This is a genomic window from Rhizobium sp. CB3060 (genome assembly GCF_025200735.1).
Classification (GTDB): domain Bacteria; phylum Pseudomonadota; class Alphaproteobacteria; order Rhizobiales; family Rhizobiaceae; genus Rhizobium.
Genome location: NZ_CP104158.1, coordinates 2,985,600 through 3,012,500 on the forward strand (window position 1 = coordinate 2,985,600; position 26,901 = coordinate 3,012,500).

Below are 26,901 nucleotides of genomic sequence, written 5' to 3' on the forward strand. Positions count from 1 at the left end.
TTCATCGCCCTTTCAACTCATCCATTCCACCAGGAGAGACCTGCTCATCCACGGCAGGCGAACCACGCTGAGGCCCCAGGGCAACTGGCCGAGGAGGATGTCAAAGTCCAGCGCGTCGACCTGCAGCAGAGTATTGTCGCCACGGCGCGAGAGCTTGCCGGGGCGCACCAGAAAGGTGCCGCGCAGAGCGTCAACGGAAGCGTCGCCAAGTGCGCCCCAATGGCAGATCACGGCCTTAAGCAAAGCGCTACACTCGTCTTCCTCCGCGGCGGTCAGTTCGACAGGAGCATCGGTCGGCTCATCGAGCGGCAAGTTGCAGAGGAGCTTTGGCAGGACCAGCGCATATTCGGGGGGCCGTCGTCCGCCGGCGGCGAGGAAATGCAGCAGGCAGAGCGCCCGACCCGGCTGAACGAGGGCGCCGTCCACCGCAATGCCCAATGCCTCGAACAGGCGCGGCAGGAACGGGTGCAGCAGGATCAGCCCGGCGCATTCGACAAAGATGCCCTCTTCGAGTTCGAGCGATGCGCCCGTCTCCTCGCTCGGGCCGTGCATCGGACGCGGTGCCGTGGCTCGCCCCGGCGTTTCATCGGATCGCGTCCGCAGTCCCACGGCGGCGCGCAGGCCGCGGACGACCGATGCCGGGAGCTGCCGCGGCCCGGGTTCTGCCAACGCATCGTGTACCCATTCGGTGACGGCCTCAGTGGCAGCCGGTCCCCTGCCCGATGCCGCCTCGAGAGCGACGACCTGCCACAGCTCTTCGCCGAATTGTCCAACCATGTCGGACGGAGCCGAAACCTCCTGCATCTCGGCGAGGAGGTTGCGGACAAGGGCGACCGCCTCGGGTGCAGCCGTCCGTAACAGGGCATCGAGGAAGGATGGTGAGAACTGCCGCACCAAACGAGCTCGCATGGCGGGCGCCGTGATCGCCGCCAGCAGGGCGCGGCCGGTCCCCGCCATGGGTGCGATACCGTTCCAGGACGCCGTCATCGCCGCCTCGAGCGACTGTCCATTGGGCAACCGAAACCACCATGGCAGCCTGCCGGTCGTGAGGAAGTGGAGGAACGCCCGGTTGAGGAACTGGACACCCGTCCGACGCTCGATCCCGCCGGCAGCGTCCGTGTCGTCGGCGGTTAGGTGCGACCCGCCACCGATGGCGCCGTGGCGGCGCTGCAGTGCGCCGCCACGGCCCGCGGCGCGGTCGTCGATCTCGCGTCTCAGCGCCTCGGTCACCGCGCCAACGAAATCGCGCTCGAAGGTCTCGGCGGAGAACGATCCGGCGTCGATGAGGAGGCTGTCGATCGACCAGTATTCGTCGGGTGGGGCGATGCGATCGAGCGTCTCCCCGAGCGCCGGACCGAGCCAATCGCGACACAGGCCGGCAACCCGGCGTTGGAGCGCAAAGCCATCCGCTTCACTGACCGGAAGGTTTACCTCGACGATCTGGCGCCGGATGACATGGGGCTGCACGGCCGGCCCGGCACGGATCATGGTGCGTGAGGGACCGGCCATCAGCCCACCTCCACGAAGATCGTTTCGGAAACGTTGCAGCCATCCTTGGTGAACGCCGTAACGGTTATGCGCTTCTGACCGGAAGAAAGGAACGTCGTGTCGAACGGGTTGGAGTGGCCGAGTGCCGGGGCTGCGTCCTGGACCTCCCAGAGATAGCTGAGGCCGGGATCAGGGTCCGCGGTGACAGCTGCCCAAAGCGCAGCACCATTCTGCTTGGTCTCGATGGTCAGCCTGATATCGGGCTCGTTGCAGATTGGCGTGGGACCCGAGACCGGGGGGCACTTGTTCCATGTCATCCCCCCGAACGGCGGTATCCTGATCCATTCCGCGCCGTCGACGATGATCTGGGTGCCCCCATCGTTGCTGTAGATGAACAGCTTCTCTTCCCTGATGGTGCTGTCGCCATTGGGATGTCGGTACTCGATGAGGACATTCATCTTGATCTCGAACGGCAGGCACTCGAAGTGGTCGATCCACAGGGTGCCGAGCCGTCCCGGATCAGCGGCTTCATAGGAGGTTTCAAACCATTGGGGGCCGCCGGGCCGCGACAGATCCGGATTGTTGCCCATCAGCTCGTTGATCTGTTTGAGCCACTTCCTGACCGTTCCCGGGAACCTGCCAGTGGTTAGCTGGCCGGGCGTTGCCTGAAGGAGCGGTTCGATTTCGCCGCCCAGGTCGATGGCGTTGCCCGACTCTGTCCAGACCACGAACGAGAGCTTGGTGAGTTCGTAGTTGAGGTATTTCGTTACGGTACCGGGGTCGGGCATCCACAAGCGGTGACCGCGGCGAATGAAGACGCCGCCACAGGGGAGATCGCAGGGTGGCTCGCACTCGTGGATGACGCCCATGCTGTTGGTGCAGGCCCTGTCGTCGCGGACGTCGATGTTGGCCTGCTTGCCGCTGGGTGTCGGATCGGTGGTGAAGGCGCCACCGGCAAAGAGTGTGCCGTTGACGTCGTAGGGTGGAGTTCCTCCGCCGATGTCGACCGTCGCGGTGTAGGTGCCATCGTCGTTGCAGTGGAATTTCGGAGCGCCGATGCTGATCTGGGTAGCGACCGTGACTGACTGGGCGGCGGCTTCGACCCCGGCGCTGTCGCGCAGCTTCAGACTGTGCTGCCCCACCGCGAGGGAGAGCGGACTGCTCAGGGGCTGGTAGGCGGCGTTGTCGACCTTGATTTGGTAGGGCGCCGTGCCGTCCTGCACCGTGATGGTTACCGGGGCCTTGTCGTTCTGCCCTGTGCAGCCAACTGTCGCCGTGAAGGTCGGTGGCGGGACGACGACGCACTCGTGGGTGAACTCTATCCTGGCCGAGCAGCCGCGGCTGTCGACGACCTCTATCTGGACCGTCGAACCGCTCGGCGCCGGCTTGGTGGTGAAGGTGGTGCCGGTGATGAGGTCGCCGTTGATCCGGAACGGAGCGGTACCGCCCTTGATGGCAACGGTGGAGACGAATTGGTCGCCGCTGCAATCAAAGCCGATTTCCTCTAGAACGAGCACGTCAGCGACGGTGATCTCCTGCTCGGTGGCCTCGGTGCCGTCGGCGTCGCGGACCCTGAGCTTGTGCCTGCCGGGCTGCAGCGACAGCGGGTTGATCAACGGGCTGTATTCCCGGTCGTCGACGGCAACGTCATACGGAGCAACCCCGCCCCTGACTTCGATCGAGACGTTGGCAAACCCTTTGGCGCTCGTACATCCGATGCCGATGGTGAAGACGGGCGGCTCCTTGGGGAGGACGTAGTTGACCGCGAGGCCCTCGCTCGACACCCGGTACGGCAGGTAAAAATCAGCGATGACAACGCCGTTCGGCAGGGCGCTGACGGTCTTGGCGATCAGCTGGGTCGATGTGTCGTCGAGGCCAGGGCGCGTACGATAGCCGCCCAACGGGATCTTGCCGGTCAGCGAGCCGATCAGCAGTTCGACATCGGCGTTTCCCACCAGCGCCTGGTTGCTGCCGATGCGGGTAATGGCCTCAAGCAGTTCATCGCTCGGCGGCGTGCCGATGCCTGACGCGCGCTGGCGCGCGACGACCTCGATATCGGTCGGCTGGCCCCGATCGTCGATCGCGGTCAAGCGATCGGGGGCGTCTTCCCTGGTGGTCTCGGCGAAAATCGCCTCCGCCCTGATCCGGATACCCTCTGGTGTGGTGTCACGCCTGTCATCGCCATGATAAACGACGATGAAGGTACCGCCGAACGGCGCTCCCGCCTTGTGCTGAATTCCGGGATGCTCGGCCAGGAAATTGGTGAGGACCTGGCGCTTGCGCAGTTCGGCGATGCGGCGCAGATACTCGTCACGGAGCGAATTGATCGACTCCAGCCTGCCGCCGAACAGGATTGCCTCACAAAGGTCGACGAACTGCTCGATGGGCGCAAAGCTCTGCAGGTCCGATACGGACGCTTGGACCAGCAGAGACCGGTAAAACCGAATCAGTGCCAGCAGGTCCTGGTACCGGTTGAGAAACGTCGGATGGAGCAGCGCTTCAAGACGGTTGGGAAGCACGTCTGCGACCGAACTGACGTAATATATGATTGCCGCAAGAGCGTGCCTCTGGGCCGAGATGTCGGTGGGGCCGAACAAGTCGCGGAAGAGGAGCTGCAGGGCGGCGATCGTGATCCCGCTCTGATCGATCTCCGCGTAGGGACGCGACTGAAAGTACGTGAGGTTTTTCTCGTACCCCGCTCCGATCGTCTTCTTGGTATACTTGAAGGTGGGCACATACCGTTTTAGCAGCGGCAGCTTCGGGAAGTCGGCGGGGCGCTCTTCCTCTACCTCCGGCGTGGGAACTTCGTAGACCTGCCGCGCCGCTTCGGCGAGCGAGGACAGCAGGTCCTCGCGCAGCGCATCGTAGAGCGCTTCCAGATCCTGGAAGATGGCGCCGTTGCTGCCGAGGTCGACCGGCTGGCTTTCGTCATAGGCGCCGGTGTGGAGGGCAATGATGTCGATGGGCAGCCGGTAGTTCGACTTGAGCGCTATCAGCGTGCTCATTACCGGCAGGTAGGGCTTGCCCAGATGCCCTTCGATGCGCAGGAAATTGTAGGGCTCGAGATCGTAGCGCAACGGATCGAGGACGAAATTGGGCGCCACCGGGCTGTACTCGTCGGACCTGTAGCCGAGGTTCTGGTTGGCCCGGTTATGGCCGCTCTTTTCGCCGTTCCACAGGCGGTAGAGCGGCGGCGTGCCGGTCCCGGCGTAGTAGTAGGGGACGGCCCTGGTGGCGAGCGGCCTGTCGCCCAGTGTGCTTGGCGTGATCCTGATCTGCGGATCGAGGCGGCCTTGCGCATCGACGCTCGGCAAGATCGGGGCACTGGTGAAGCACTCCGTCATTTCGACCAGCCGCGCGAAGAGCCGCAGCAACTCCTCGGTTTCGCCAGAGCAATCGCCAACAGCGGGGGAAACGAGGAAGCGTTGGCGATAGTGGCCGGGCTGGCTCGAGGGGTCGGGATTGACGAGCCCAAGCATCAGGTGACGCGGAAACAATCCCTCGGGTGGGCAGCAGGCGCAGATCAATTCGGCACCCTTCCAGCGGAACTCGTCATAAGCGCGGACGAGATCGTCGAACAGATCGACATAGTATTGCAGGAAATGGACCTGCGCCGGATCGGTGAGCGCGACATCGAGGAAGCCGAAGGTCGCTTCGAAGTTGGCAAACGGATCGGTCGGATGGGCTGGCTTGAGCAGCTGCTCGAAGGCGGTGTAGGCAGCGCTCAGCGCGTCGCCCATGGCGCCGGCGAGACCTGTTGACCGGAAGATGCGGAAGAAGGCCTCGTAGACGTCGTTCGAGGTTACGGGGTTCGAGTTGAGCACGTCGAAGCGGCGCAGACGGATGTCGGGCAGGTTCAGCCGATCGGCGAGCGCCTTGTCGATGTCGGTTGAGGTCAGGCCCTCGCCGAGGCCCTCAGCTGCAGCGATGATCGCATCGAGGTTCTTGCGCTCGATCAACAGCCGCCGGACCGTGGCGGTGATTTCCGAGCCCTTGTCGTCGCAACTGTTCGGGCTGCAGTTTCTCAGACCTTCCTTCTTCAACTCGAGGAACAACACGACCGCCTTGTCGGCCAAAAATTTCATCGGGCTATCGAGCAGGGTGGTGTTGGGCTCGCCGGAAGGGAACAACTCCCAGAGCGGATACCCGGCAAACGGTGGATACTTGACGTCGGTCGGGGTGGTATAGGCGCGGTAGGACACCAGTGAGACGTCTTCGGGTTCAACGATGAGGTAGCCCTCGGAGGTGACGCCGCAGCCCCTCGACAGCAGTATGGCGGGACCGGCCCCGGTGTCGAGTTTGATCTCCAACCCGCAGACGATACCGATACCGATTAGGTGCGACCGCGTCAGCCTGGTCTGCTGATCGAGGTAGTAGAACACATCGTTGAGATGTCGGTTGCTCAGCACCTGGTTGGCTTCGAAGACCGGAAAGTGATCAATCAGGACGTCCATGGCGATCCTCACAGTACAGGTTTCAGAGCGTCGTCCGACGCGTGTAGTTTCCCAGGGCGGTGTTATCGAGACGAACCGGGTTGCCGTCGCTGCCGTCGTCGCAATCGTGCAGCGTGGCGCCGGGATAGATGTTGCGCAGGCGGCCGAGGAGCGTGACGACAGCCCAGAGCCAGTAGGAGACGTCGCGGTAGGCGCTGTAGCGACTGTTAAGCAGTTCCTCGATGGCCTCGGCCGTGCCGCTCCTGAAGGTCATGCCCGTCGGGAGATCGGGGCCGGGTGGCGTAAAGGTGCCGAGCGTGTCGAAGGTAGTGCCGGAGGCAATGCTGAATTTCATCCACTCATGGAATGCTGTCCCGTAGGCGGTCACAATGGTCCGGGCCTCCTTGCAGGTCGTCGTCGCGGTAGGCTGGGGACTGGTGAGACCGGCCGCGAGCATGGCCTCGACGCGCTCGACCAGACGCTCGTCGGTCCAGTCGATCTTTGCGTTGGCCTCCAGCCACTGGGACCAAGCCCATTCGAAGCGCTCGAACTGCCAGCCGTTGAGAGCAATCTCGACAAAGTGCGCCGTCATCAGCGTCCTTACCTTTTCCCACAGCGGGGCGAGGATGATGGGCGAGGCGATGGCATCGGGTGCGGGCCCTGTCTGGAACAGCGCGCCAATCATGAGGTTGAGCGCCGCGGCATCGAGGAATACGAACTTCCTGTCGTCGTACCAGTCGACGAAGATCGTGCTGAAGGCGTGGTAGATCGCAGTGGCGGCGGCGCAGGCCTCTTCGTGGCTGGGCGACATGCCGTCCGCTATCTGCCCCTCGGAAACCAGGAGGTCAGCGAGGTCGATGACGATCTCGTCGCAGGGGTCCTCGACGAAGCCGTCACTACCAACCCAGCAGATCTTGGGCAGAAGGTGTGAAGGCGTCTCCTGCCGGATGGTGCGATCGGCGAAACGGCGCAGGTCGAGATTACTGGTGTACTGCCGGGTCCAGCCGGGCATGACGACGGTCAGCCGGAACGAATAGGAATCCTCGTTACCGCAAGTCGCACAGCCGTCGTCGCAGCAGGCAGGGTAGAGCGCATCACCGATGAACTTGGGGCGCAGCAGCAGGTGCTCCACCACAATCAGCCGTTGGTTCGCACTCCATGCCAGCAACTCGCCGCGAATGACCTCGGCCGCGGCAGGCGTGTCGAACTCGTTCGGATGCCGGCCAAGTTCGACCGACGTGGCATCGTGCAGCGCCAGGGCTATGGGGGCCGGCGGCGCAGAGATGACGTAGGCCTGGGGGCGGATCATGAGCTCGATGAGCGCGCGGTAGGCGGCCTGCCTGGCAGCGGTCTCATCGGCCGCGGCGACGGTGACCTGCCCCTTGAACCACAGCCGCTTGTTGCGGTCGACGAGCTCGAAATCGACCGGATAGCCGGCTGCCGAGAGGGCACCGACGGTCAGTACGAAGGTTAGCCCGGGGAAGCCCAGCAGCAGGCTGATGCGTTCCTTGAGACCGGGGTAGTTCTCCGGCGACAGCGGTGCCTTGGTATAGTCGAAGGCGCGGGCGCGATCGCGGCTGATCGCCGGATAGCGCGTCAGGAAGCCGATCTTGTCCTCGATCAGCCGGGCCTGCGCCACCGGCTTGCCGGACGCGTTTGTGAGCAGCAGGGCGTACTCGCTGAACTGCTCGCCGAAGCGGGCAAGCAGATGATCGAGGAAGCGGTTGCGCCGCTCATGATACTCGGGAAGGGTCTCCAGCAGCGGCTGGACGGCCGCCGCCGAGGGTGGCGTCATGCCGGCAATCTCACTGCCGGGCGAACCGAAATCCTTGACGAAATAGGTATGCTTGACGCCCGGATCGAGCGAAAACAGGTCGGCGCCGTGTGCCAGCTGCGTCACCGAATTGCCCAGCAGTTGCTCGAAGACCATCAGATAGGACTTGAGATCGTTTGCCTGCGCGACACGCGCCGGTGGCGCCCTGGACGACAGGCCGGCGGGACTGACGCCATACGTCGCCGGCAGGCTGTACTGCATCGGCGTATAGTCTTCGGCGGCACGCGGCGTCCCCTTCGGGATCACGAGGTTCTTGGCCGTGCTCGGATTCTTCGGCCGCTCGGCGTCGCCACGCAGCTGGAGCAGCGTGTCCATCGCTTCATCCAGCCGGGGCCGCAAGGGCAGACCATTCTTGTAGAACAGGAAGCGTGACTGGTTATGGTAGAGGCGCGGCTGGTGGCGGCTCGCGACGAACAGCAGCCAGGTCGCGCTCAGCTTGTTTGGATCGAACACCGGCTGGCCCTCGACCCAGCTGGGATCGGCCGCGCCCTTGACGGCATTGCCCTCGGAATCGTACTTGGTCAGTCGCAGCTGGTTGACCGCGACCAACCCGGGAATCTCCATCAGCCGGTTGATGATGTCGGAGCCGCGCAGCGTGGTCTTCAGCGCCGCAGCGTCAAGGTCGGCAGCATCTATAAAGCCGTTCTCAAGCGCCGGACCGTTGAAGATATCCTCGATCGCAACGCCGGCGTCGCGCTGCTCCTGCAGGGTGCGGAAGCGGATGGGTGGGCCGAAATATTGCTCGATCTCGAACCAGATTTCGGCCTGCACGCGCTCGATGTCGGCATCGGGCTCAACCTCGATGTCGGCGCACACCGCAACTTCCTCGATGCCGACGGCGGAAATGCTGCAATAGTCTTCGTCGAGATTGCGGTGCGACTGGAGGACCCTGCGGGCGTCCGCCACCGCATCGCCTGCCGCCTTAGCTTTCTTGCGATAGCGCGCAATGAAACCCTGGTCCGTATTGTCGCCGAACAAGGTCTTCCAGCCGGCGAGTTTTGCAGCGGACCTGACCGTCGTGTCGGCGAAGACCCGCAGCGCAGCGTGGTCAATGACGATCGAGGTCGCAAGCGCCGGATCCGCCGGATCGGGGCTCGGAATATCAATCCGGAAGCTGAGGAAGAAGATGCCGCGCCAATGCTCGCGGATATAGGCGCTGCGCTGGTCGTCGTTCTTGGTGGCGTCAGTGAGGAGATTGTAGGTCTTGGTGGCGCTCAGCCAGGTCAGAGTCACCGTGAAACTCTCATCGCCGTTGACGAAGCGCCGCCACGGTTCGCCGCCGAGCAGCGACATGTCGGGGAAGCGCAGTTCCATGGCGACCGGGTGTGGGCGCTGATCTGCCTCGCGATGCACTGTGTTGGAAACGATCATCCGATCGTTCAGGTCACCGAGCTCGGGATCGTCCTCGAGTTCGAGGAGCGTCTCGTAGAGCCCTCGTGCCCAAGCTTCCCGCGGCGCCGGGGTGACATCGGCGGGCGCGCTGAAGGAGAGCTTGAGCTCGTCGTTCTCGCACCAGGCGAAGTAGCTCGCCTCGCAGGCGCAAGCCTTGCAGGTCAGCCAGGCATTGCGGACCTTGGGCCGATCGATCAACAGGCGGCGGAAATCGTCCGGAGTGGTCGGGTTAACGGTGAGGATATCGCGGGCGGTGAAGAACGGCTGGTTGGGATAGGGATCCGCCGGGCTGGCGGTGTCGCTGCGTGTGAGGAGGTCTGCGATATCCCAGTCGATCCGGTAGCCGATATCGGTGATGGCGTAGCACAACGACTCGAGGATGGTGATGCCGGGATCGTGGATATTGTAGTCGGTCCAGTGGGCGCTGCCGGCACTGGCGATGTAACCGACGCCTTCGCGGCGCAGCGCATCGAAGTCCTGCGCGGGAGCCAGTGCGGGTTCCTTGGTCAATGTCGGTGACTGGGCGTTCATGCCTCGCACCCGCAATCTTCGAGGAGTTGCCTGTCGCGGTCGGCACTGATGATGGAGATGTCGTGCTTGCTCGCCGGCGCCGAGACGAGGATCGAAATGGCCCTTGACCCCTCGACCTCGTCCAGATCGACGGTGCCGCGGTGCCCGCCGATATCGTGGAACAACTGGAAGTCGGAGATGTAGTCGACATAGGGCTGCTCTTCGACAAAGTCGATCAGCACCGATTTGTAGACCTTGCCGCCGAAGGTCGGCGCACCGCCACCGGCAAAGGCCCAGGGCGAGAGGAAGCGCGTGATCGCCTGCCGCAGCTGTTGCCGGTAATAGGTTTCGTCATGGCCATCGTGCAGCCTGAGGCCGAAGCCGACACGTACCTCCTCGAACTCCGGATTCCTGACATGCAACCGCGCAAAGCAGCTGGTGCGCCTGTTGAGGAAGGCCTCAATCTCCTGCAGCACGCCGAGGCTGGTGTAGGGCTTCAGCGGATCACGCTGCTGCTGGGCTTGCAGGTTTGGAACCGTGACGATGGTGACGTGGCCAGGCGCCAGCTCACGATAGATGCCGGTGCCGGCCTCGTTGGGCTCGTACTGGGTGTGGTTGAGGCACCTGGCCTTGAAGACCTGCGGGAATGCCTGGAGGATCAGGTGCTCGTAGTCCCACAGGGCGAGGGCACGATCCTTGTGGCGCAGGCGTTCGCTGATTCGGGTGTAGAATGCCTGCGGCAGTTCGCCACCGCGACCGCCGAACGAGGGGTATGGCTGGCGGATGCCCTTGACCCGGGTGTCGGGCTTTTCGAGCTTGGTAACGGTGCCTGGCGGCAGCGGCGTGGCCGCGAAATCCGGAGCATTGGCGCGATCGGCAAAGACCGCCTCAAGCGCCTGCGCAGCAACGAGACGCAGCATGCAGACGGCGTCGGCGCGTTCGTGCACGGCAGCACGGATCCAGTGCAAGCCGGATGGCATGAGGGTGTTTTCGCTGGTGGCGTCCCGCGGCATGGCAAGCGCGACAATGCCGGAATCCAGCAGCTCATCAGTACCATCGCTGACGTCGGCATCGCTCAATCCCACCCACCGGTTGTTGCGAAGATAAGACCAGTCGATGTGTGGAGCAGGCTTTGGCGCGAGCGGGTTGGCCGTGCCGTCGACAACCTGGAACAACAGCGACAGATTCTGCGGCGGCACGAGGCCGGAAATACCGATGAAGAACTCGGCCTGGCTAGGCAGCACCGTGTTGCTGCGATCAAAGGAAAACTGCGGCAACAGGTGCGGTACCACCCCGCCGCTCAGTTGCGGGTGCTGCTCTGCGGTGCCGAAGGGCGCGAGGTGGAAGAACCGGCCGTTCCGCTCCTCGAATACCCCCTTGGTCGAGTTGAGAGCCAGGCTGGAGCTAGCCGTGTAGTCCATCGAGATGGCACCGGCGATAGGGCCGACAGGCGGGTTGCCAGGCGACACGCCTCCTTTCGGATTCTTCAGGTACGCGATGAGCGCGGCCTGGTACTCGGCCATGCCGAAGCCTTGCTCCAGCACGATGCGGACGAAGCCATGACGGGACTGGGTGCTGTAGTGCTCGTTGGGGGTGAAATCTGGCGCGTCGAGTACAGGCTTGGCGAGGTCTTCGCCGAGCGTGAAGGTGATGGACTTATCCTTTTCCTTCACCTCGACGGCGGTAGACGGGGTGATCCACAGGGCCTCGCTCAGGTAGGTGGCGAGCACTGGAGGCAGGCCGTCACTCAAGAACTCGCCCGTGATGGCCACCGGATTGAGGTGGACCGCGACCAGTTTGGGATCGAGGCCCTTTTCGTACGCCTCCCTTGAAAACACCTTGGGGGGCGCCAACCAGTCGATGTGGATTGATGCCGCCTCAAGACTTTTCTGGAATACCTCCTTGGAGCCGACAACGAAACCATTGCCGGCCACTGGCTGGGCGCCGAAGGGCTGGAAGGGCTTTGACGGATCGACCGGGCCGAAATCGTTGGAGATTGCCAGCGACTTGAGGCCGGTGACAACGACCTTCAGCTGCACGTCGCCGACCACCACATCGCGGAGCATGCCGTAGGCAAAGGCGCGTTCGTCGTCCTGCCGAAGCTTGACCAGCAGCATCGGCAGGTTGGTAGCGAACGTATAGCCGGGCAACTTGGGGGCGCCGTGAATGGCCGCGGAAAATGGCACGACAGCGGGATCGGCGCCGGTAAGCGTGAGTTCCAGCTTAAGCCTGTCGGCAGCAACGGCGACGAAGCTGGATGCAGGTTTTTCCAGCCAGCCCTTCTCGGTGGTGAGGAAGCAGCGGATGTCGCCGGTCAAATCGAGGCCTGCGCCGCCAGTGTAGCTGTCGACCGCGAAGCTCAGTTCGAGCCTGCGCGTTCCCTCCGCCGCAAGAAGGTAGTGCGAGGCGACGGCGAAGCCGATGTCGGCCTTCGGCATCCGGATCTGCTCGAGTGCACCATCGGCATAGCTCTTGTTGAAGAACGGGTGCCAAGACTGATCTGCCGATGTCAGCGGTGCGCCAAGGCCATTGTCGGAGTTGGCGACCGGCGTGGCAAAGATACGGCCCTCGGCCGCGTTGCTCGAGCCGACCGGCTCGCCGCGGTGGAGATAGACGGTGCGCTGTTCTTCGACCCTGGCCTGATTGGCAACGAGACTGCCGAGACTGGCGAAGAACGCGTCCTTGCCGGCCGAATCCTTGCCGGCGCGGAAGTTTTCGTCGGGCCGGAATTCGCGGCTCGGCACGTGCCTTGCGAGTTCGGCGAGGAGATGTACATGGCTGGGTTCGGCCGGCTTCTCCCTGAGCCCGAGGATAGTGCGATAGTAGAAATCGAGATGGCGCTGCGTCAGCGTGTTGGCCGCTGTCCGCGCGTGTTCGAGGAGTTGCAGGAATGCCAGGTAGAGGGCGTAATGCGGCTCGTGCTGGTCCCAATCGGTCAACGAGTGCGCGAGCGCCTGGCTGGCGTCGGCAGTGACGCGTGCGAGGACCTTGAGGAACTCGTCGAAGACCGAGCGGAACAGGGTGTGTGTGGCACAATGATTGATGCGCACGAACACGGTGCCGGAGGCATCGCCATAGACCGAAGCATCCGCCGGGGGATCAATGTCGCCCCAGTCCGCCGAGAGGCCGGAAGCGAGAACCTTGGCAAACTTGACTGCCGGCCGGCGCAGGATCGTCACATCCGGCGCCGCCTCCGCATTGACGAGGTTCTCGTTCAGGCCGGCCTTGTAGTAGGCGACCAGCCGGTTGAACGCCGTCGCAAGTTGCATACGGATGAGGTTTTGCAGGGTCGAGCGGAGGGGGATTTCGACTGGCAGGCGATCCTTGAGGTCATCAAGCGCCTGCGCCAGAGTGCCGATGGTCGAGTAGAGATAGCCCAGATGATTTCGCAAAGCGGCCTGTCGGCCCTTGTTGTCCATGTTGTCAAGGTAGGCGAACCAGGAGCGGATGCTGGACTTGTACTCCTCGACGTCCTCGACGGCGGCGACCGCGAGCGTCGCCGACAGGCCGTTGCTGAAGAACGCGCTCCAGTAACCCGGCGGGTCAAGAAGGTTGGCATAGCCTTGCGCAAAGACGATGTCATGCGACACCGATCGCCCGCTGAGCGGCGCGAAGGCGGGATCGAGCGCGCCTGACTGGCGCCCATCCTGGCTGGTGCCCTCGCGCACGAGCTTCAGTGGATCAATGTTGTGTGCGCAATCGTTCGACATCAGTCGTTGTCCGGAATGAGGTTGACGGTTGTCGTGAGGTTGATGTCGGTGCCCTCGTTCTTGTAGAAGGGGTAGACGAAGTTGAAGCGCGAGTTGGTAGACTTGATCCGATAGACCAGCTCGATGCGCACGACCCCTTCCAGCTCGAGGCTGTCGTCGAGTTGCACGCTTTCGAGCTTCACGCGCGACTCGTAGTAGAGGATCGCCGACTCCACCTTGTCGGCCATCAGGGTCTTCATCCGGGTGTCGAGAGTTTCGAACAGAAGCTCGCTCAGATTGCATCCATAGAGCGGCTGCAGGACGCGTTCGCCGGGTGTGGTGCTGAGCAGTATTTCGAGGCTCGAGGCGACGTCGGCCTCCTCTTCAAGCATCGCAACACCTGCGGCAACCCGCGTGAAGTCCGGAGGAAACGACCAGCCTCGGCCAAGGAAATCGCGGTCCATCGCCTCACCCGCCGATCATCACGGTGAACGGACCAGGCCCGACGACTGCACCGCCACCGGCAGTCGCATCCCCGATGCGCGCCGCCGGCAAGCCGCCGATCAGCACCGTCATCGAACTCATCACGACCGCGTCGGCACCGCAGCTGTCGCCGAGCCGCGCAGCCGGCAGGCCGCCAATCAACACGGTCGGCGCACCGGGAGGAATGATCGGCATCGGAACGCCGACCGTAGCGGTACTGACGATGATGTCGCTAACGCGTGCTGCGAACATGGTCCGCCTCCTCTTTCTTGTCCATGGGGCGTCCTCTCCGGGACCGCCCTCAGTTGATCTGCACCATCCCGCCCTTGATCACCGTCATGGCGTCGCCGCTAATCTTGGTCTGAGCCCCGGACATCTCGGCCGTGGCCGTGCCCGACGCCTTGAAAGCGCTCTTGGCGCTGAATTCGGTATTCATCCCCGAGAGCTTCACGTCCTTGCCGGCCTTGAGAACCAGGTCCTTGTCGGTCTCGATGGTGATGCCGCTGTCATCTAGGGTGATCTTGTTGCCGTTCTGGTCCTTGAGGACGATGCCCCTGGCATCCTCGGAGAGTGCGAAGCTGTTGCCCGCCGGAGTCTCGAGAGCGATGATCTTCTTGTCGTCGTCGAAGGTGAGCTTCAGCTTCTCGCGACTGACGTAGCCCTTGTGGTGGTTGGTGTCCTTTGCCGGCTCGGGAGCGGCTTTGGCGCTGCTGTGGCACATGCCGAGGATGACGGGGTCGCGGGGATCGTCGTTGAGGAACCCGACCACCACCTCGTCGTCGATCTCGGGCCGGAAGAAGGTGCCGCGCTTCTCGCCGGCGTCAAGCGTTGCCAGGCGGGCCCAGATGCCTTCGTCGTTGCTGCCGACCAGCGGCAGCCGGCACTTGATACGATCCTCGCCTTCTGGATCGTTCTCAAGCGCCGTGACGACGCCGATCTGCAGTCCGCTAGCGTTTGGCAGCAGGCCCGCCGCCGGTAGGGGCCGCAGGTTGTGGGTCTCGGCGAACAGCTCGGGATTCAACCCGAACTGCACGTCGGTTTCCCAGTTGCCGGCAGAGACGCTATGGCGCACGCCGGAGACGTAGAGCTTGCCTTCGAATCGTTCTCCGATACCGGTGATCTCGACGATCTTGCCGGGGAGCACGTCGGCGAAGCCCTGGCAGCGCGCCCTGCCGCGCAGCCGCGCAAGACGCATGCGCAGGAGCCGCGCATCGACCCAGGTCTGGAGCTGGGCCGGGTCGATCGCCCCACCATGCCTGATCTCGTCGATAGTGTCGCCCAGCACCTTGGCGAGATCGGCCGCCGCGATGTTGCCGGCCGCCGGCGTCGAAGGCTCGTTGCCGTCGGCTTCGACCAGCGCCTGATCCGCGGCGCTCCAGGCACTGGCCTTGATCCCCTTGCTTTGCCAGCGCGCGTCGATCTCGGCATCGAGTTCGAGCACGGTGGAGCCGTAGCTGATCTGCAGCACGGGCGATCCGTCGGCGGCGGGAATGGCGACCCTGACCTTGTCGTCCTCGACCATCACCACCTGACCATTTGCCTCGGCACGGCAGAGCAGAAAGTCCCAGTCGGTGGCGTCGTACTGCACCACCTGCCCGAGCGTTGCGGAGGTCGCCTCGACGTCCTTGGCGAGCCCATGCGCATCGAGGACTTCCCCCATGATGTCGCTGTCCGTCTTGTCGACGAAATATCGGCTCTTGTGGCCCGAGCTTGCCTTCACGACGTCGGCGAAGCACTCGACGCTGAGCACGTTGCCGGATTTCCGTACCTTGATGCGCTGCTTGATGATGGTGCCCTTGAACACGGTCTGGTTCTGTGCGCGGTAGCCGAGCTGGATCTCGATCGCCTTGCCTGGCAGGAAATACTCCGCGTTGCTGGCCGCAAAGGTTGCCTTGGCGGCTTCGCCGTCTTCGATTTGAATCGAGGCGGACGGGATGCGATTGAGCTCACGATTGACCGTCACCGAGAGGATGTGAAACCAGCTCGGTATCTCCTTGCCGCCGACCACTAGGGCAATCGTGCAGACGTCCGGCGTGCTCGGCGTCGGGATGGTCGTGGCGATATTCATGGCGCGGTCCCGAGCTTGGCAATGGGCGGAAATCTGAGAGTGGTGCCGGGTTTGAGTGTACGGAAATTGTCGAGGCCGTTCTTTGCCGCCACCTCAAGATAGCGTCGGGAATCGCCATAAATCCGGAAGCAGAGCAGCGGCAGGGTGTCACCCAGCTTGACGACACGGACATGGGTGAGATCCGACGACTGCTTGTCTTCCTTGGCGGCCCGTTTCTCCTCCTCGATGCTGCTCTTGAAGGTAACCTTGGCGAGGGCGCGGATCGGCGTGCCGCTGCTGTTGAACAGCTTGTAAATGATATCGACCGCCGTCACGCGGCCCTTGAAGATCGAATTCTCTCCCCACACCAGCTTGAAATGGCGCGGTTCGTGGGCATCGCCCTTGTAGTCGATGACGACTTCCTTGAAGCGCTGGAGATCCTCGGAAACCGATTCGCGGGGCTCGCCGTCAATGACACCGGTATTGTCGAACAGGAACTCGAACGACATTTCGGCGGGCTCGGTATATTCGTATTTGAGCTGCTTGCCGCTAGTGCCCTGCCCCTGCCCGCCTTCGCCAAATTTCAGCTTATAGGCCAGGGTGTAGGTTTCGGGATTGATAAGCGCCTCGAACGCCTCGTCGGCTTCGGCAACGCCGCCGCTCTCGGCCTTCTTTGAATCCGAGAAGGCAAGGATAAGCATCTTGCCGTGCTTGCCTGATTGAGCCATCACCGATCTCGCTTCGACTGCATGATCTGGAGCACCTGCTCAACGCATTCCGCAACGATCGCGTCCTTGTCGGCTGCACTACCGCCCGGACTCGAAGCGGCCTGCGGCTGGCGGGGGGGGCCCGCGTCAACCGCTACGCGGATGTGCAATTCCTTGATCTCTACCGGCATATCGACTCCCCCTAACAGATGCTGTTCTGCACTACGGAGCGCGCCACCCATGACGGCGGCAGCAAGGGACTACTGAAGGCTGAAGTAGCGGTAGGTCAGCTCCATCGTTTCGACGACCACGCTGCTCTCGTTGGCGTTGAAATCACTGACCAGCCACTTCTTCGGTATGGCGTGCGCGACGTTCCAGACGCGCAGCGGATCGCCGGCCTCGTTCATCAGGATCACGTTGAGGTCAGCCGGCGAAAACTCCCGGTCGCGAAAGGCAGCCAGGAACCACTTGATGACGCTCGAGTTCACCAGCATGCCGCGCTTCAACACCATGTCAGCATATTTCGTGCGAACCGGCAGCTTGTGCTCGAAGCGGTTCTCGCCCCCCTCCTTGAAGCTCTCATAGTCATATTCGACCGACAGGCCGGACACGGTCTGAAAGCGGGCGTCGTCCGCGGGCGGCCGACCGGAGCCAAGCAGAAACTCAACCTTGTAATAGAAGCCCCATGGTGGGTAGTAGCCGGGCATGACATCTACACCTTCATCTGCTTCAGGCCCTCATGGGCAATCTCGATGCTCTCCACCGCGATTTCGTTGGCGTCGGACTTGAGGTCCGGCGCCGTGACCTTCACGGCGAAGCAGCGTGTCGCCGACCATGCGGCAACCGGGTCGTGCTTTTCGTTGAGCAAGCGGATGACCACGTCGCGGCGGCCGCCGACCCGGTCATTGGCGACATCGTCGAACCAGGTGTTGTAATCAAAATCTCCCTCGAACTTGCCGCGCTTGAGAGTGATATTGTTGTTCTTCACAAGACCCGGCATTGCGATCTTGTTGAAGTCCTTGCTGTCGCTGTGACGGTATTCGATCTTTTCGCGCTCTATCACCAGTCCAGTGACTTCGGTGAAGCTGATCTTCGCCCCACCCCAGTCGACCTGAAAGTGAAATCGCGGCAGCGGATATTCTTGAGCCATCAGAACCTCCTATGGGCCGGTCAAGACACGGCCAGCTTGTGCGAGAACCGCAAGATGATGAATTCGGCCGGGCGAACCGCCGCCAGACCAATCTCGACGATCATGCGGCCTTCGAGGATGTCGAGTGCGGTCATGGTCTTGCCGAGGCCGACCGAAACGTAAAAGGCGTGCTCGGGCTTCACGCCCTGCAGTGCGCCCTGCCGCCATAGCGTCGTGAGGAAGTTCTCGATCATGCCCTGCACCTTGACCCAGGTGTTGGCATCGTTGCTCTCGAAGACGAACTGCATCGTCGACTTCTTGACCGATTCCTCGATGAAGATGAAAAGCCGGCGCACATTGATGTAGCGCCACTCGTTGTCGTTGCCGGCGAGCGTGCGCGCGCCCCAGACCAGTGTACCCTGGCCGATGAACGGACGAACCGCGTTTACCGACTTACCGCCGACAGGATCGACGTTCATCTGATCCTGCTCGATATTGGTGAACTGGATGACCGGCCTGACGACTGTCGCGACGCTGACATTTGCGGGCGCCTTCCAGACGCCGCGGCTGCTGTCGACAGCGGCATAGATGCCCGCCATCGCCGGAGACGGCGGCAACTTGCAGGGCAGATCGATAATGGCGGCCTTCGACAACTCATAGGCGGCATTGTCGGTCGCCGACAGCGTATTGAGCTTGACCCCCGCGGCGGCGGCGCCGTCAGTCGTGATTATGACGTCGATGCTACCCTCTTCGAAATCGAAGTTCAGCGTGGTCTCGAGGTTAGGCGCGTAGGCGGCGCCATACTTCAGATTATTGGCGCCAACGCCGTTGTCTCGGAACTCCTTGATTGCCGTGATGAGATTGGCGTTCGGGTTCGATAGGGATTGGTCATCGCCGTGGACGTCCATGATCACGAAGCGGTCCATCAATTCGGCACACTGTGCCAGCGCGGCATCCTGGAGGGTCTTGAAGTCGCCGATCGAAAGACTTTGCGCTTCCGGAATGACGATCAGTGTAGGCTCGTCCTCCTTCTCCACGGCAGCTAGCCCTGCGGCCAACTCCGCTTCGACGGGTGCTGAAGCCATGGCTTTATAGGTGCCCACTGAGATGATGTAGCAAGGTCCGCCACCATTGGCGAAGTAGAGCTGAAGGCTATAATAGAGTATATGCTTGGAGCGCGCGCCTTCCCCTAGGCTGGCCACCGCCTTCTGGAAAGTGATCAGCCCCGCGCTCTTTGTCTGGGTGACCGCGACCGTGATGGCGGTTTCTTTCTGCGGTCCACCGAAATAGGTTTCGTAGTCGACCAGGGACGAGATGCGTGTCGGCTTGAGTTTCAGATCGAGTACGCCGTCGATAGCCTTCTCCGTGTAGCCGATGAATGCCGGGATCGCCGTCTCGACGGGCGCCACGGACGGCGGAAACTTCGCTATTTCCTCGATGTAAACACCGGGTGTCTTGTAAGCGATCGCCATGGGGTTTCCTTTCACCGAAACGAGTTGAATTCCTAGACGTAGATATCGGAGACCAGCCGCGTGATCTTTGTGCCGCTCTGCTCGGCCCTGACCGTGCCGGACGGCTTTTGCCTGGTTCCCGCATTGCCGAAATGCGTCAGCGGCAACGCGTCCGGTTCGACTGTGATGGAGTCGTCCTTTTTTTTGCGATAGCTCCAGAACGTCGCGCGGTTCTTGAAGCGCACCTGATAGACCGGCGGTGTGACCTTCGGTGCACCGTTGCCATCGACGAAACTGAAGGCGCCGTTGTCGGCGCGCACGGCACCGAGGCGGATGAGCAAAAAGACGTCGTCCGGAACGTCATCCAACAGCGCCACGCCGCGGGCAGGCGCGCCGCTAATTCCGGCCGGCGCAACGATCGGCGGTGCGTCCGCCTGGTTTACATAGAGCGGCAGACCGGTCAGCGTGCCCAACTGTTGCTTGGTGGCGCCGGGATTGTCGCTGGTGAGCTGCATCAGCTTCGTGCCGGACTTGACCAGCGCTTCGACCCGATCCGTCGCGTCCGGCGCCGGAGTTTCTCGCGAAAGAAACAGGGTTGCATTGACGCCACTGCCCCTCATTGCCCCGGTCAGGTTGGAAAGAACCGAGACATTCTCCTTGAACCGGTATGTCGCACGGTCCGGGGTATTGTCGGTCGGATCGGAGAGTTCATAGATCTTTCGGGGGAGGAGGGTGAGGGCCGTGTAGTCGAAGAAATCGCTGTCGATCACCGACACGGCGAAGCTCAACGCGGTTGTCTGATCGATTGCCGCCGCCTTCGGCGCTGCGACGACGAAGCCGAGGGAAGTCGGCCTGAAGATGCAGCCGAGGCCCCTCAACAGGTTGCCGGTTGATTGCGTCGGCCTGATTTCGAGGAACGAGCGCACGTCGTAGGCAAGAAGGCGTGCTTGCCAGCCGACCGCCGGTAAATTGTCAAAGATGCGGGCGCCCTCATCCAGCCAGTAGTGATGCAGCAGCCTCACTTCGAACAGACGGCGATATGCGGTCGTGGCGCGCTCAGTCATCGGCCGGGAACCGCGTTCCGCTGACCGAAATCGGTGACGACGTCGGTGATCAGCCCCGCTTCGCTCTGAACCGCCTGGAACTTCAGCTCAAGCAGCCGCAGCGTGTACAGCGCGAAAGGATACTGCTTGCCGCCGAGTGTCCCCCAGAGGTGGTTCACCTCCTCCATCGTGGGTGAATAAAGATCGAAGATCAGCTTGAAGGCTTCCAGGTGATCCAGCGGTTTGCCGATTAGATTTTTCGTGAGGGAATCCGGCGCGACTGAATTCTGATCAAATACGTTGTTGAACTGGAAGAACCGGATCGCACGGGAAAGCATCAGCAATGCGTTTTCGTACTTGCTATGCGTGGCGACGACTAGGATGTGGAAGTTCAGAAAGATCGGAGGGTTCTGATAGACGACGCGCAGGGCCGTGTCGTTGCGGGCGTAGTGCGGGCCGTTCTTCAGCGCCTTTTCTTCACGAAGGTTGACCATTGAGAAGCCAAGAACGTCGCGTGGCACGCCCCCTGCGTTTGCACCGTTGCCCACACCCTCGGCGATGTTGGCAAGGCAAACCTGAGGCGCGACCGCCTCGTAGGCATCGGTCAGATGCTTCTCGAGCTCGTTAATGACGATCGTCAGGGCATGCGACAGCATTGCGCTAATCCTGTGAGGCAAGCGTTCGTTTCATCTGTCCGAAGATTGCTGGATGCAGCGCGGACGCTTCGGTATCGCATCTCCAGGAAATTCGGAAGCTGAACCGGATGTTGAGGGATGCCCGCCTCAGCATCATCACTGCGTCCTCACCGCACCATCACGACAGTGGGCAACCAGATCCATGCGCCGAACTGGGCCGGAGGTCTTCGCATTCAAGATTGATCCGCCTAATGGATCACTGAGCCGAAGAGCCGACGCCACCGGTCGGGGATAGAAGGGCAGACAGCATTCACTTCGCGTGTCGAAACGCCTTCAGGACCACGAACTCTTTGATGGCCGGCCGGATCGGCTCGCAGAATGCAACCGAGGCCAGAGCGAACAAAACCTCTTACGTGCCTGAACCCGCAACCAGGCAACGGCCCCGAAGCGCGGGAAAAGCAGCGGCGCAAGCCTATCACGACACATTCGCTTCAACTGGCGCTTCAACTGGTCCGCCCGATCCAGCGCGGGCGATACATTCCCGTGATCCGCCAGCGTCTCGATGGATAGTCTGTACTCACTGCACAACGAGAAATGAGTGACAGTTCCACAGTTGGATTGCGGCACTATAGCCTCATGATTGAGGAACGTACCAACAAGGACCAGGCGCAAATTGGCGACCGCCATCTGTTCAGGATTGTCGCATGGATTGAGCAGGTATCGCCTCCCCGTTGGCGTGGTTGGGTATGGCACATAGATCCCCACGCCCAGCCAATCATGAGGCAAAGCGCCTTCGATGATATCGAAAGCGCTTTCGACATCATCCGAGAGCAGCTCGGCGCCCAATCGTTGCCCGGTAATGACGATGAGTAAGCAGGCCTGCCCCCAGCTGTCGCGTCTATTCAAGGCTGCTCAAGCGCGACGAACACCATCGAGCTGATTTTTGGCCGGCTGCCGGCAAGGTGACCGGCAGTGGTGATGCGATGGTGATTGCAACGTGACCGAGCTAAATGATAACTGCGCGCTGTAGAAAAAAATGCAGCAGTAAGGTACAAAGGCCTGTGCGCCAAAGTATAGGAGCCGGCCGGGTAACCCTTCCCTGCAGGTGAAGCAGACTTTCAATCAACATTAAATAGTGGATCATCCAAGCAACGAAGGCGGCCAAAGCCATGCTCAACGTAATCATGCTGGGTGGCATATCCTTTGTGGTAAACGGTACTCGCATTAGAAATGAGCTCGGGCAGAGTGGGCGGCGCCTGGCCTGCTACCTTCTGACATTTCCGGGCCGGGCTCATCGACGCGAAAAGCTAGCGGACTTGTTCTGGGAGAATTTGGAGCCGGACAATGCTCGCGCGGCCCTCAATACAGCTATATGGCGTTTGCGCAAGCTGCTCGAAACGAGCGGGAGTGCACGTGTGGCACGTCAGCTTATTACGACCTCAGATGAGGTGATTTTAGAATCCTGCGAATCCATCTCCGTCGATCTTCACAGCTTCTTGGAACGGATAAGGAAATCCAGGGAACTGGCGACCGTTGGCAATGCAGCGGCAACCAGTTTCGCGCTGCAATCAGCAGTGGACGAATATGGTGGGCCATTTCTCGATGGGGAAGACCACGATTGGATCGTGCTGGAACGTGAACGGTTGCAGTGCCTCTATATGCGTGCGCTTGTAGACTTGATGAACAATGCAGCGCGCGACAAACGTTATGAAGATGCTCTTGACTATGGCCGGAGGATACTTGGTCATGACTCGCTGAGGGAGAATGTACATCGGAGCATGATGTTGCTGCTCGTCATGAACGGTCAGCGCGCCGAAGCCATACACCACTACGCACGGTGCAAAAGCCTGCTTTTTCAGGAGTTGAAGATTGAGCCGATGCCGCAGACGATGCAGCTTGCGGAGTTGATCCGCAGCTCTGGCATTGATGCTAGTTTGGCTGAATTGGCTGAGACCCAATTCGTCGATTCCGCTCGCTTGAGAAAGGTTGGCGACGCATCGCACTTTTAGCAGACCGTTGATCGCCAGAGATCAGCGCTTGTTGTTGGCATTGGTTTGGATTGGCTTTATCGCGAACCCTGCCTCTCCAACAGCTCCGGCCGACTGAGCTCGACGACAATCTCGAAGGTCGTCTCTGAGCTCGAATTGAAGCCTTCACAATAACCATTCTACCAAGGATTGCCTGGCATGATGTAGACCGTCTTTGCTCCGACGAGCGCAATCCGTCTCTTCAATGCCTTGGCGATGAATTCCGAATATAGGACGTTGTCGGAACGAATATGCGCCGGGAAGCCCTGAAGGATGAAGAGATCGGGCAGGACGGCGTATGTGAAAAGTGATGTACAAGCCCCATCAGAACTAAAATCTTCATCGTCTTGGTCGCGAACACCTGAAGCGGGCGCGATTGCAACCATGTTGGAATGGCAGGCAAGCTTCACATATGGACAGCCGTAGGATTGGCAAAGCCATCAACCCTCGTGACCCTGGACGCCCAAGCTCGACGCGAGATGCCGCGTTGCTCGTAACGAAAACAGGCCGTCCGAATAACGGTCCGCCAACTCCTCAAAGGCGTCCCCGCTCTTGCTAGCATCGAAACCCAGCGCTCGAGACCATCGACGACTTCATCGCACAGCCGATCATTCGGGACTTCATCAGATGGTGGTGATTGGCAAGACACCACCAAGCCGCTCATTTGCCCCGGCTCGCGGCTACAACGGCATGAGGCATCGGGAATGCGGCGATATCCGTGTAACACCCACGCCGGCGTCGCGCAGCTCCACAAGACGCGCGATCCCACGCGCTGTCAGTAGAGCGTGGCCGATTTGGCGTTGAGAGAGATTCGGGCATTGATACGATAGCTCGGAACTAAGGAAGCCTTATCCCAGGATTCGTATCAAATTCCGACGATAAGGGAAGCCATGGCAAGCGGCAACTTTTCATCGAGCGCCTCTACCATACATTCAATGCGGCGGCTGGAGTCTATACGGCCAGTCGAAGCTAGCAGGTTGACCTTTACTGGGTATGAAGCGGATTTGAACCCATTGATATCCATCGCATCGGATCGTAATTTTTGTGCTTATGGCGTGCTGTAGCGTGGTTGCGGGGGCAGGATTTGAACCTGCGGCCTTCAGGTTATGAGCCTGACGAGCTACCGGGCTGCTCCACCCCGCGCTATCCGAGCAAACCGCGTTGCGGTTTGTCCGCCCTGAGCGAACCGTTGGGGTTCGTCGGAGCTTGAGCAAGCCGCGTTGCGGCTTGCGTGATCCGGGCAAATCCGAAGGATTTGTCCCGTGTTCCCGTGGCACCTTATTTCGGAGCCGGGCGTATAACTGTATGCCTTTAGAAGCGACAAAGGCCGCTTTTGAGCGGCCTATTGTAACACGGCTTAGCCGTTTTTGTGTCGAGAAGATTTAAATCATCGGACAAACCCAGATGGGTTTATCCGGCGTTGCGTTTTGCAGACCTGGCAGCGACCTACTCTCCCGCGTCTTGAGACGAAGTACCATGGGCGCAGGGGCGTTTCACGGCCGTGTTCGGAAAGGGAACGGGTGCAGCCACCCCGCCATAACCACCAGGTCAGCGAAGCGCAACGTTTGAGAAGCTGGTGAAGAGAGGATGGAGGCAATAGCCTTCATGTCTCTTGTCTTTTTTTGAACACGTCAGATGCATCGTGTGATGAACACGAGCAATGGGAACGATCAAGCCAATCGAGCTATTAGTACCGGTAAGCTTCATGCGTTGCCGCACTTCCACACCCGGCCTATCAACGTGGTCGTCTACCACGGCTCTGATAGGGAACACTCGTTTTCAGGTGGGTTTCCCGCTTAGATGCCTTCAGCGGTTATCCCTTCCATATATAGCTACCCTGCTATGCCCTTGGCAGGACAACAGGTCCACCAGAGATATGTCCATCCCGGTCCTCTCGTACTAGGGACAGATCCTGTCAATATTCCTACACCCACGGCAGATAGGGACCGAACTGTCTCACGACGTTCTGAACCCAGCTCACGTACCGCTTTAATTGGCGAACAGCCAAACCCTTGGGACCTGCTCCAGCCCCAGGATGCGATGAGCCGACATCGAGGTGCCAAACAACCCCGTCGATATGGACTCTTGGGGGTCATCAGCCTGTTATCCCCGGCGTACCTTTTATCCGTTGAGCGATGGCCCTTCCACGCGGGACCACCGGATCACTATGACCGACTTTCGTCTCTGCTCGACTTGTCAGTCTCGCAGTCAGGCGGGCTTATGCCATTGCACTCGACGACCGATTTCCGACCGGTCTGAGCCCACCATCGCGCGCCTCCGTTACTCTTTCGGAGGCGACCGCCCCAGTCAAACTACCCACCATACACTGTCCCGGATCCGGATGACGGACCGCGGTTAGACATCCATGACGATAAGGGTGGTATTTCAAGGATGGCTCCACAAGAACTGGCGTCCCTGCTTCAAAGCCTACCACCTATCCTACACATGCCGACACGAATGCCAGTGTAAAGCTATAGTAAAGGTGCACGGGGTCTTTCCGTCTGACCGCAGGAACCCCGCATCTTCACGGGGAATTCAATTTCACTGAGTCTATGTTGGAGACAGCGGGAAGTCGTTACGCCATTCGTGCAGGTCGGAACTTACCCGACAAGGAATTTCGCTACCTTAGGACCGTTATAGTTACGGTAGCCGTTTACTGGGGCTTCGATTCAGAGCTTGCACCCCTCCTCTTAACCTTCCAGCACCGGGCAGGCGTCAGACCCTATACGTCGTCTTGCGACTTCGCAGAGCCCTGTGTTTTTGGTAAACAGTCGCTACCCCCTGGTCTGTGCCACCCTCACATGCTTGCGCACATAAGGGTCACGCTTCTTCCGAAGTTACGCGTGCAATTTGCCGAGTTCCTTCAACATAGTTCTCTCAAGCGCCTTGGTATACTCTACCTGACCACCTGTGTCGGTTTCGGGTACGGTCTATACGGTGGAGCTATTTCCTGGAACCGCGTCCCTGCAAGATCAATCCAATAAGACCTTACAAGTTAAGCAATCCGTCACTACCACCAGGCCCACGAATATTAACGTGGTTCCCATCGACTACGCGTGTCCGCCTCGTCTTAGGGGCCGGCTAACCCTGCTCAGATTAACTTTAAGCAGGAACCCTTGGTCTTTCGGCGAGAGGGTCTCTCACCCTCTTTATCGTTACTCATGTCAACATTCGCACTTCCGATACCTCCAGGATGCCTCACGGCTGTCCCTTCACAGGCTTACGGAACGCTCCGCTACCACTCCTCAAAGAGGAATCCTCAGCTTCGGTGCATGGCTTTAGCCCCGTTACATTTTCGGCGCAAAGACCCTTGACTAGACCAGTGAGCTGTTACGCTTTCTTTAAATGATGGCTGCTTCTAAGCCAACATCCTGGTTGTTTTGGGATCCTCACATCCTTTCCCACTTAGCCATGACTTGGGGACCTTAGCTGGAGGTTAGGGTTGTTGCCCTTTTCACGACGGACGTTAGCACCCGCCGTGTGTCTGCCGAGTAGTACTTCCCGGTATTCGGAGTTTGGTTAGGATCAGTAAGACGGTGAGTCCCCATAGCCCATCCAGTGCTCTACCCCCGGGAGTATTCGCTCGACGCTCTACCTAAATAGATTTCGCGGAGAACCAGCTATTTCCGAGTTTGATTGGCCTTTCACCCCTAGCCACAAGTCATCCCAATCTATTGCAACAGATGCGGGTTCGGTCCTCCAGTTGGTGTTACCCAACCTTCAACCTGCTCATGGCTAGATCACTCGGTTTCGGGTCTAATGCAACAAACTATATCGCCCTATTCAGACTCGCTTTCGCTTCGCCTACACCTACCGGCTTAAGCTTGCTTGTTACACTAAGTCGTTGACCCATTATACAAAAGGTACGCCGTCACCCTTGCGGGCTCCGACTGTTTGTAGGCATCCAGTTTCAGGTTCTATTTCACTCCCCTTGTCGGGGTGCTTTTCACCTTTCCCTCACGGTACTGGTTCGCTATCGGTCATGCACGAGTACTTAGGCTTGGAGAGTGGTCTCCCCATGTTCAGACAGGAT

17 protein-coding genes, 1 tRNA gene and 2 rRNA genes (1 of these 20 cut by a window edge) are annotated in these 26,901 nt (G+C 60.8%); 2 read left to right on the forward strand and 18 right to left on the reverse strand.

Going from position 1 to position 26,901, the window contains the following annotated elements:
• Positions 1-12 precede the first annotated feature (12 nt).
• Genes N2601_RS14430 through N2601_RS14490 form a run of 14 tightly spaced genes read right to left on the reverse strand, consistent with a single transcriptional unit; the run spans position 13 to position 20,862 of the window.
• A complete protein-coding gene (locus tag N2601_RS14430; RefSeq protein ID WP_104824454.1) occupies positions 13-1,509 on the reverse strand; it encodes a contractile injection system tape measure protein in 1,497 nt (498 codons plus the stop codon).
• Complete coding sequence (locus tag N2601_RS14435; RefSeq protein WP_104824455.1) at positions 1,509-5,942, reverse strand: hypothetical protein; 4,434 nt, start codon at positions 5,940-5,942, stop codon at positions 1,509-1,511. The genes N2601_RS14430 and N2601_RS14435 overlap by 1 nt, the downstream gene beginning before the upstream one ends.
• 22 nt (positions 5,943-5,964) lie before the next feature.
• Positions 5,965-9,678 (reverse strand): hypothetical protein, encoded by a 3,714-nt coding sequence (locus tag N2601_RS14440; RefSeq protein WP_104824456.1) that lies wholly within the window; start codon positions 9,676-9,678, stop codon positions 5,965-5,967.
• Positions 9,675-13,367 (reverse strand): hypothetical protein, encoded by a 3,693-nt coding sequence (locus N2601_RS14445; RefSeq protein WP_260303168.1) that lies wholly within the window; start codon positions 13,365-13,367, stop codon positions 9,675-9,677. The genes N2601_RS14440 and N2601_RS14445 overlap by 4 nt, the downstream gene beginning before the upstream one ends.
• Positions 13,367-13,810 (reverse strand): GPW/gp25 family protein, encoded by a 444-nt coding sequence (locus N2601_RS14450; protein ID WP_104824457.1) that lies wholly within the window; start codon positions 13,808-13,810, stop codon positions 13,367-13,369. Before N2601_RS14450 ends, N2601_RS14445 begins: the two co-directional genes overlap by 1 nt.
• Before the next feature lie 4 nt (positions 13,811-13,814).
• Positions 13,815-14,081: a PAAR domain-containing protein gene (locus tag N2601_RS14455; RefSeq protein WP_104824458.1), complete on the reverse strand. Its 267-nt coding sequence runs from the start codon at positions 14,079-14,081 to the stop codon at positions 13,815-13,817.
• A gap of 49 nt (positions 14,082-14,130) precedes the next feature.
• Positions 14,131-15,897: a type VI secretion system tip protein VgrG gene (gene vgrG / locus N2601_RS14460; RefSeq protein WP_104824459.1), complete on the reverse strand. Its 1,767-nt coding sequence runs from the start codon at positions 15,895-15,897 to the stop codon at positions 14,131-14,133.
• Positions 15,894-16,604: a LysM peptidoglycan-binding domain-containing protein gene (locus N2601_RS14465; protein WP_104824460.1), complete on the reverse strand. Its 711-nt coding sequence runs from the start codon at positions 16,602-16,604 to the stop codon at positions 15,894-15,896. The genes vgrG and N2601_RS14465 overlap by 4 nt, the downstream gene beginning before the upstream one ends.
• Complete coding sequence (locus tag N2601_RS34230) at positions 16,604-16,825, reverse strand: DUF5908 family protein (RefSeq protein WP_445944963.1); 222 nt, start codon at positions 16,823-16,825, stop codon at positions 16,604-16,606. Before N2601_RS34230 ends, N2601_RS14465 begins: the two co-directional genes overlap by 1 nt.
• 18 nt (positions 16,826-16,843) lie before the next feature.
• Positions 16,844-17,290, reverse strand: coding sequence for a phage tail protein (locus tag N2601_RS14470; protein WP_104824461.1), 447 nt, complete (start codon positions 17,288-17,290; stop codon positions 16,844-16,846).
• A gap of 5 nt (positions 17,291-17,295) precedes the next feature.
• A complete protein-coding gene (locus tag N2601_RS14475) occupies positions 17,296-17,733 on the reverse strand; it encodes a phage tail protein (RefSeq protein WP_104824462.1) in 438 nt (145 codons plus the stop codon).
• A 20-nt stretch (positions 17,734-17,753) separates the two neighbouring features.
• The gene (locus N2601_RS14480; protein ID WP_104824463.1) at positions 17,754-19,184 is read right to left on the reverse strand and encodes a phage tail sheath family protein; all 1,431 of its coding nucleotides are present in this window, start codon (positions 19,182-19,184) and stop codon (positions 17,754-17,756) included.
• Between the two features lie 32 nt (positions 19,185-19,216).
• A complete protein-coding gene (locus N2601_RS14485; RefSeq protein ID WP_104824464.1) occupies positions 19,217-20,227 on the reverse strand; it encodes a hypothetical protein in 1,011 nt (336 codons plus the stop codon).
• Positions 20,224-20,862, reverse strand: coding sequence for a DUF4255 domain-containing protein (locus tag N2601_RS14490; RefSeq protein WP_104824465.1), 639 nt, complete (start codon positions 20,860-20,862; stop codon positions 20,224-20,226). The genes N2601_RS14485 and N2601_RS14490 overlap by 4 nt, the downstream gene beginning before the upstream one ends.
• Before the next feature lie 573 nt (positions 20,863-21,435).
• Between N2601_RS14490 and N2601_RS14495 the strand changes: the two genes are divergently transcribed.
• Together N2601_RS14495 and N2601_RS14500 are read left to right on the forward strand one after the other, a co-directional pair.
• Positions 21,436-21,714 carry a hypothetical protein gene (locus N2601_RS14495; protein ID WP_104824466.1) on the forward strand — a complete coding sequence of 93 codons (279 nt, stop codon included), beginning with the start codon at positions 21,436-21,438 and terminating at the stop codon, positions 21,712-21,714.
• Between the two features lie 296 nt (positions 21,715-22,010).
• Entirely contained in the window at positions 22,011-22,850 is an 840-nt protein-coding gene (locus N2601_RS14500; RefSeq protein ID WP_104824467.1) for an AfsR/SARP family transcriptional regulator, read from the forward strand.
• Between the two features lie 158 nt (positions 22,851-23,008).
• Here N2601_RS14500 and N2601_RS34235 read toward each other — a convergent pair whose 3' ends face one another.
• The 4 genes from N2601_RS34235 to N2601_RS14520 form a co-directional block, all read right to left on the reverse strand.
• Positions 23,009-23,278, reverse strand: coding sequence for a hypothetical protein (locus tag N2601_RS34235; RefSeq protein WP_158704498.1), 270 nt, complete (start codon positions 23,276-23,278; stop codon positions 23,009-23,011).
• Between the two features lie 656 nt (positions 23,279-23,934).
• Positions 23,935-24,011 (reverse strand) — tRNA-Met (locus tag N2601_RS14510).
• Positions 24,012-24,301: 290 nt separating this feature from the next.
• Positions 24,302-24,416: ribosomal RNA gene (gene rrf, locus N2601_RS14515) — 5S ribosomal RNA — on the reverse strand.
• A gap of 118 nt (positions 24,417-24,534) precedes the next feature.
• Positions 24,535-26,901: ribosomal RNA gene (locus tag N2601_RS14520) — 23S ribosomal RNA — on the reverse strand (it continues 526 nt past the right edge of the window).

Bases quoted from the DNA above. Each gene is read 5' to 3' on its own strand.
- N2601_RS14480 (WP_104824463.1), bottom strand. From the start codon at position 19,184: ATGGCGATCGCTTACAAGACACCCGGTGTTTACATCGAGGAAATAGCG.
- N2601_RS14490 (WP_104824465.1), bottom strand. From the start codon at position 20,862: ATGCTGTCGCATGCCCTGACGATCGTCATTAACGAGCTCGAGAAGCAT.
- N2601_RS14475 (WP_104824462.1), bottom strand. From the start codon at position 17,733: ATGGCTCAAGAATATCCGCTGCCGCGATTTCACTTTCAGGTCGACTGG.
- N2601_RS14440 (WP_104824456.1), bottom strand. From the start codon at position 9,678: ATGAACGCCCAGTCACCGACATTGACCAAGGAACCCGCACTGGCTCCC.
- N2601_RS14455 (WP_104824458.1), bottom strand. From the start codon at position 14,081: ATGTTCGCAGCACGCGTTAGCGACATCATCGTCAGTACCGCTACGGTC.
- N2601_RS14495 (WP_104824466.1), top strand. From the start codon at position 21,436: ATGAGTGACAGTTCCACAGTTGGATTGCGGCACTATAGCCTCATGATT.
- N2601_RS14485 (WP_104824464.1), bottom strand. From the start codon at position 20,227: ATGACTGAGCGCGCCACGACCGCATATCGCCGTCTGTTCGAAGTGAGG.
- N2601_RS34230 (WP_445944963.1), bottom strand. From the start codon at position 16,825: ATGGGTGGCGCGCTCCGTAGTGCAGAACAGCATCTGTTAGGGGGAGTC.
- N2601_RS14430 (WP_104824454.1), bottom strand. From the start codon at position 1,509: ATGGCCGGTCCCTCACGCACCATGATCCGTGCCGGGCCGGCCGTGCAG.
- vgrG (WP_104824459.1), bottom strand. From the start codon at position 15,897: ATGAATATCGCCACGACCATCCCGACGCCGAGCACGCCGGACGTCTGC.
- N2601_RS14450 (WP_104824457.1), bottom strand. From the start codon at position 13,810: ATGGACCGCGATTTCCTTGGCCGAGGCTGGTCGTTTCCTCCGGACTTC.
- N2601_RS14445 (WP_260303168.1), bottom strand. From the start codon at position 13,367: ATGTCGAACGATTGCGCACACAACATTGATCCACTGAAGCTCGTGCGC.
- N2601_RS14470 (WP_104824461.1), bottom strand. From the start codon at position 17,290: ATGCCCGGCTACTACCCACCATGGGGCTTCTATTACAAGGTTGAGTTT.
- N2601_RS14500 (WP_104824467.1), top strand. From the start codon at position 22,011: ATGCTCAACGTAATCATGCTGGGTGGCATATCCTTTGTGGTAAACGGT.
- N2601_RS14435 (WP_104824455.1), bottom strand. From the start codon at position 5,942: ATGGACGTCCTGATTGATCACTTTCCGGTCTTCGAAGCCAACCAGGTG.
- N2601_RS14465 (WP_104824460.1), bottom strand. From the start codon at position 16,604: ATGGCTCAATCAGGCAAGCACGGCAAGATGCTTATCCTTGCCTTCTCG.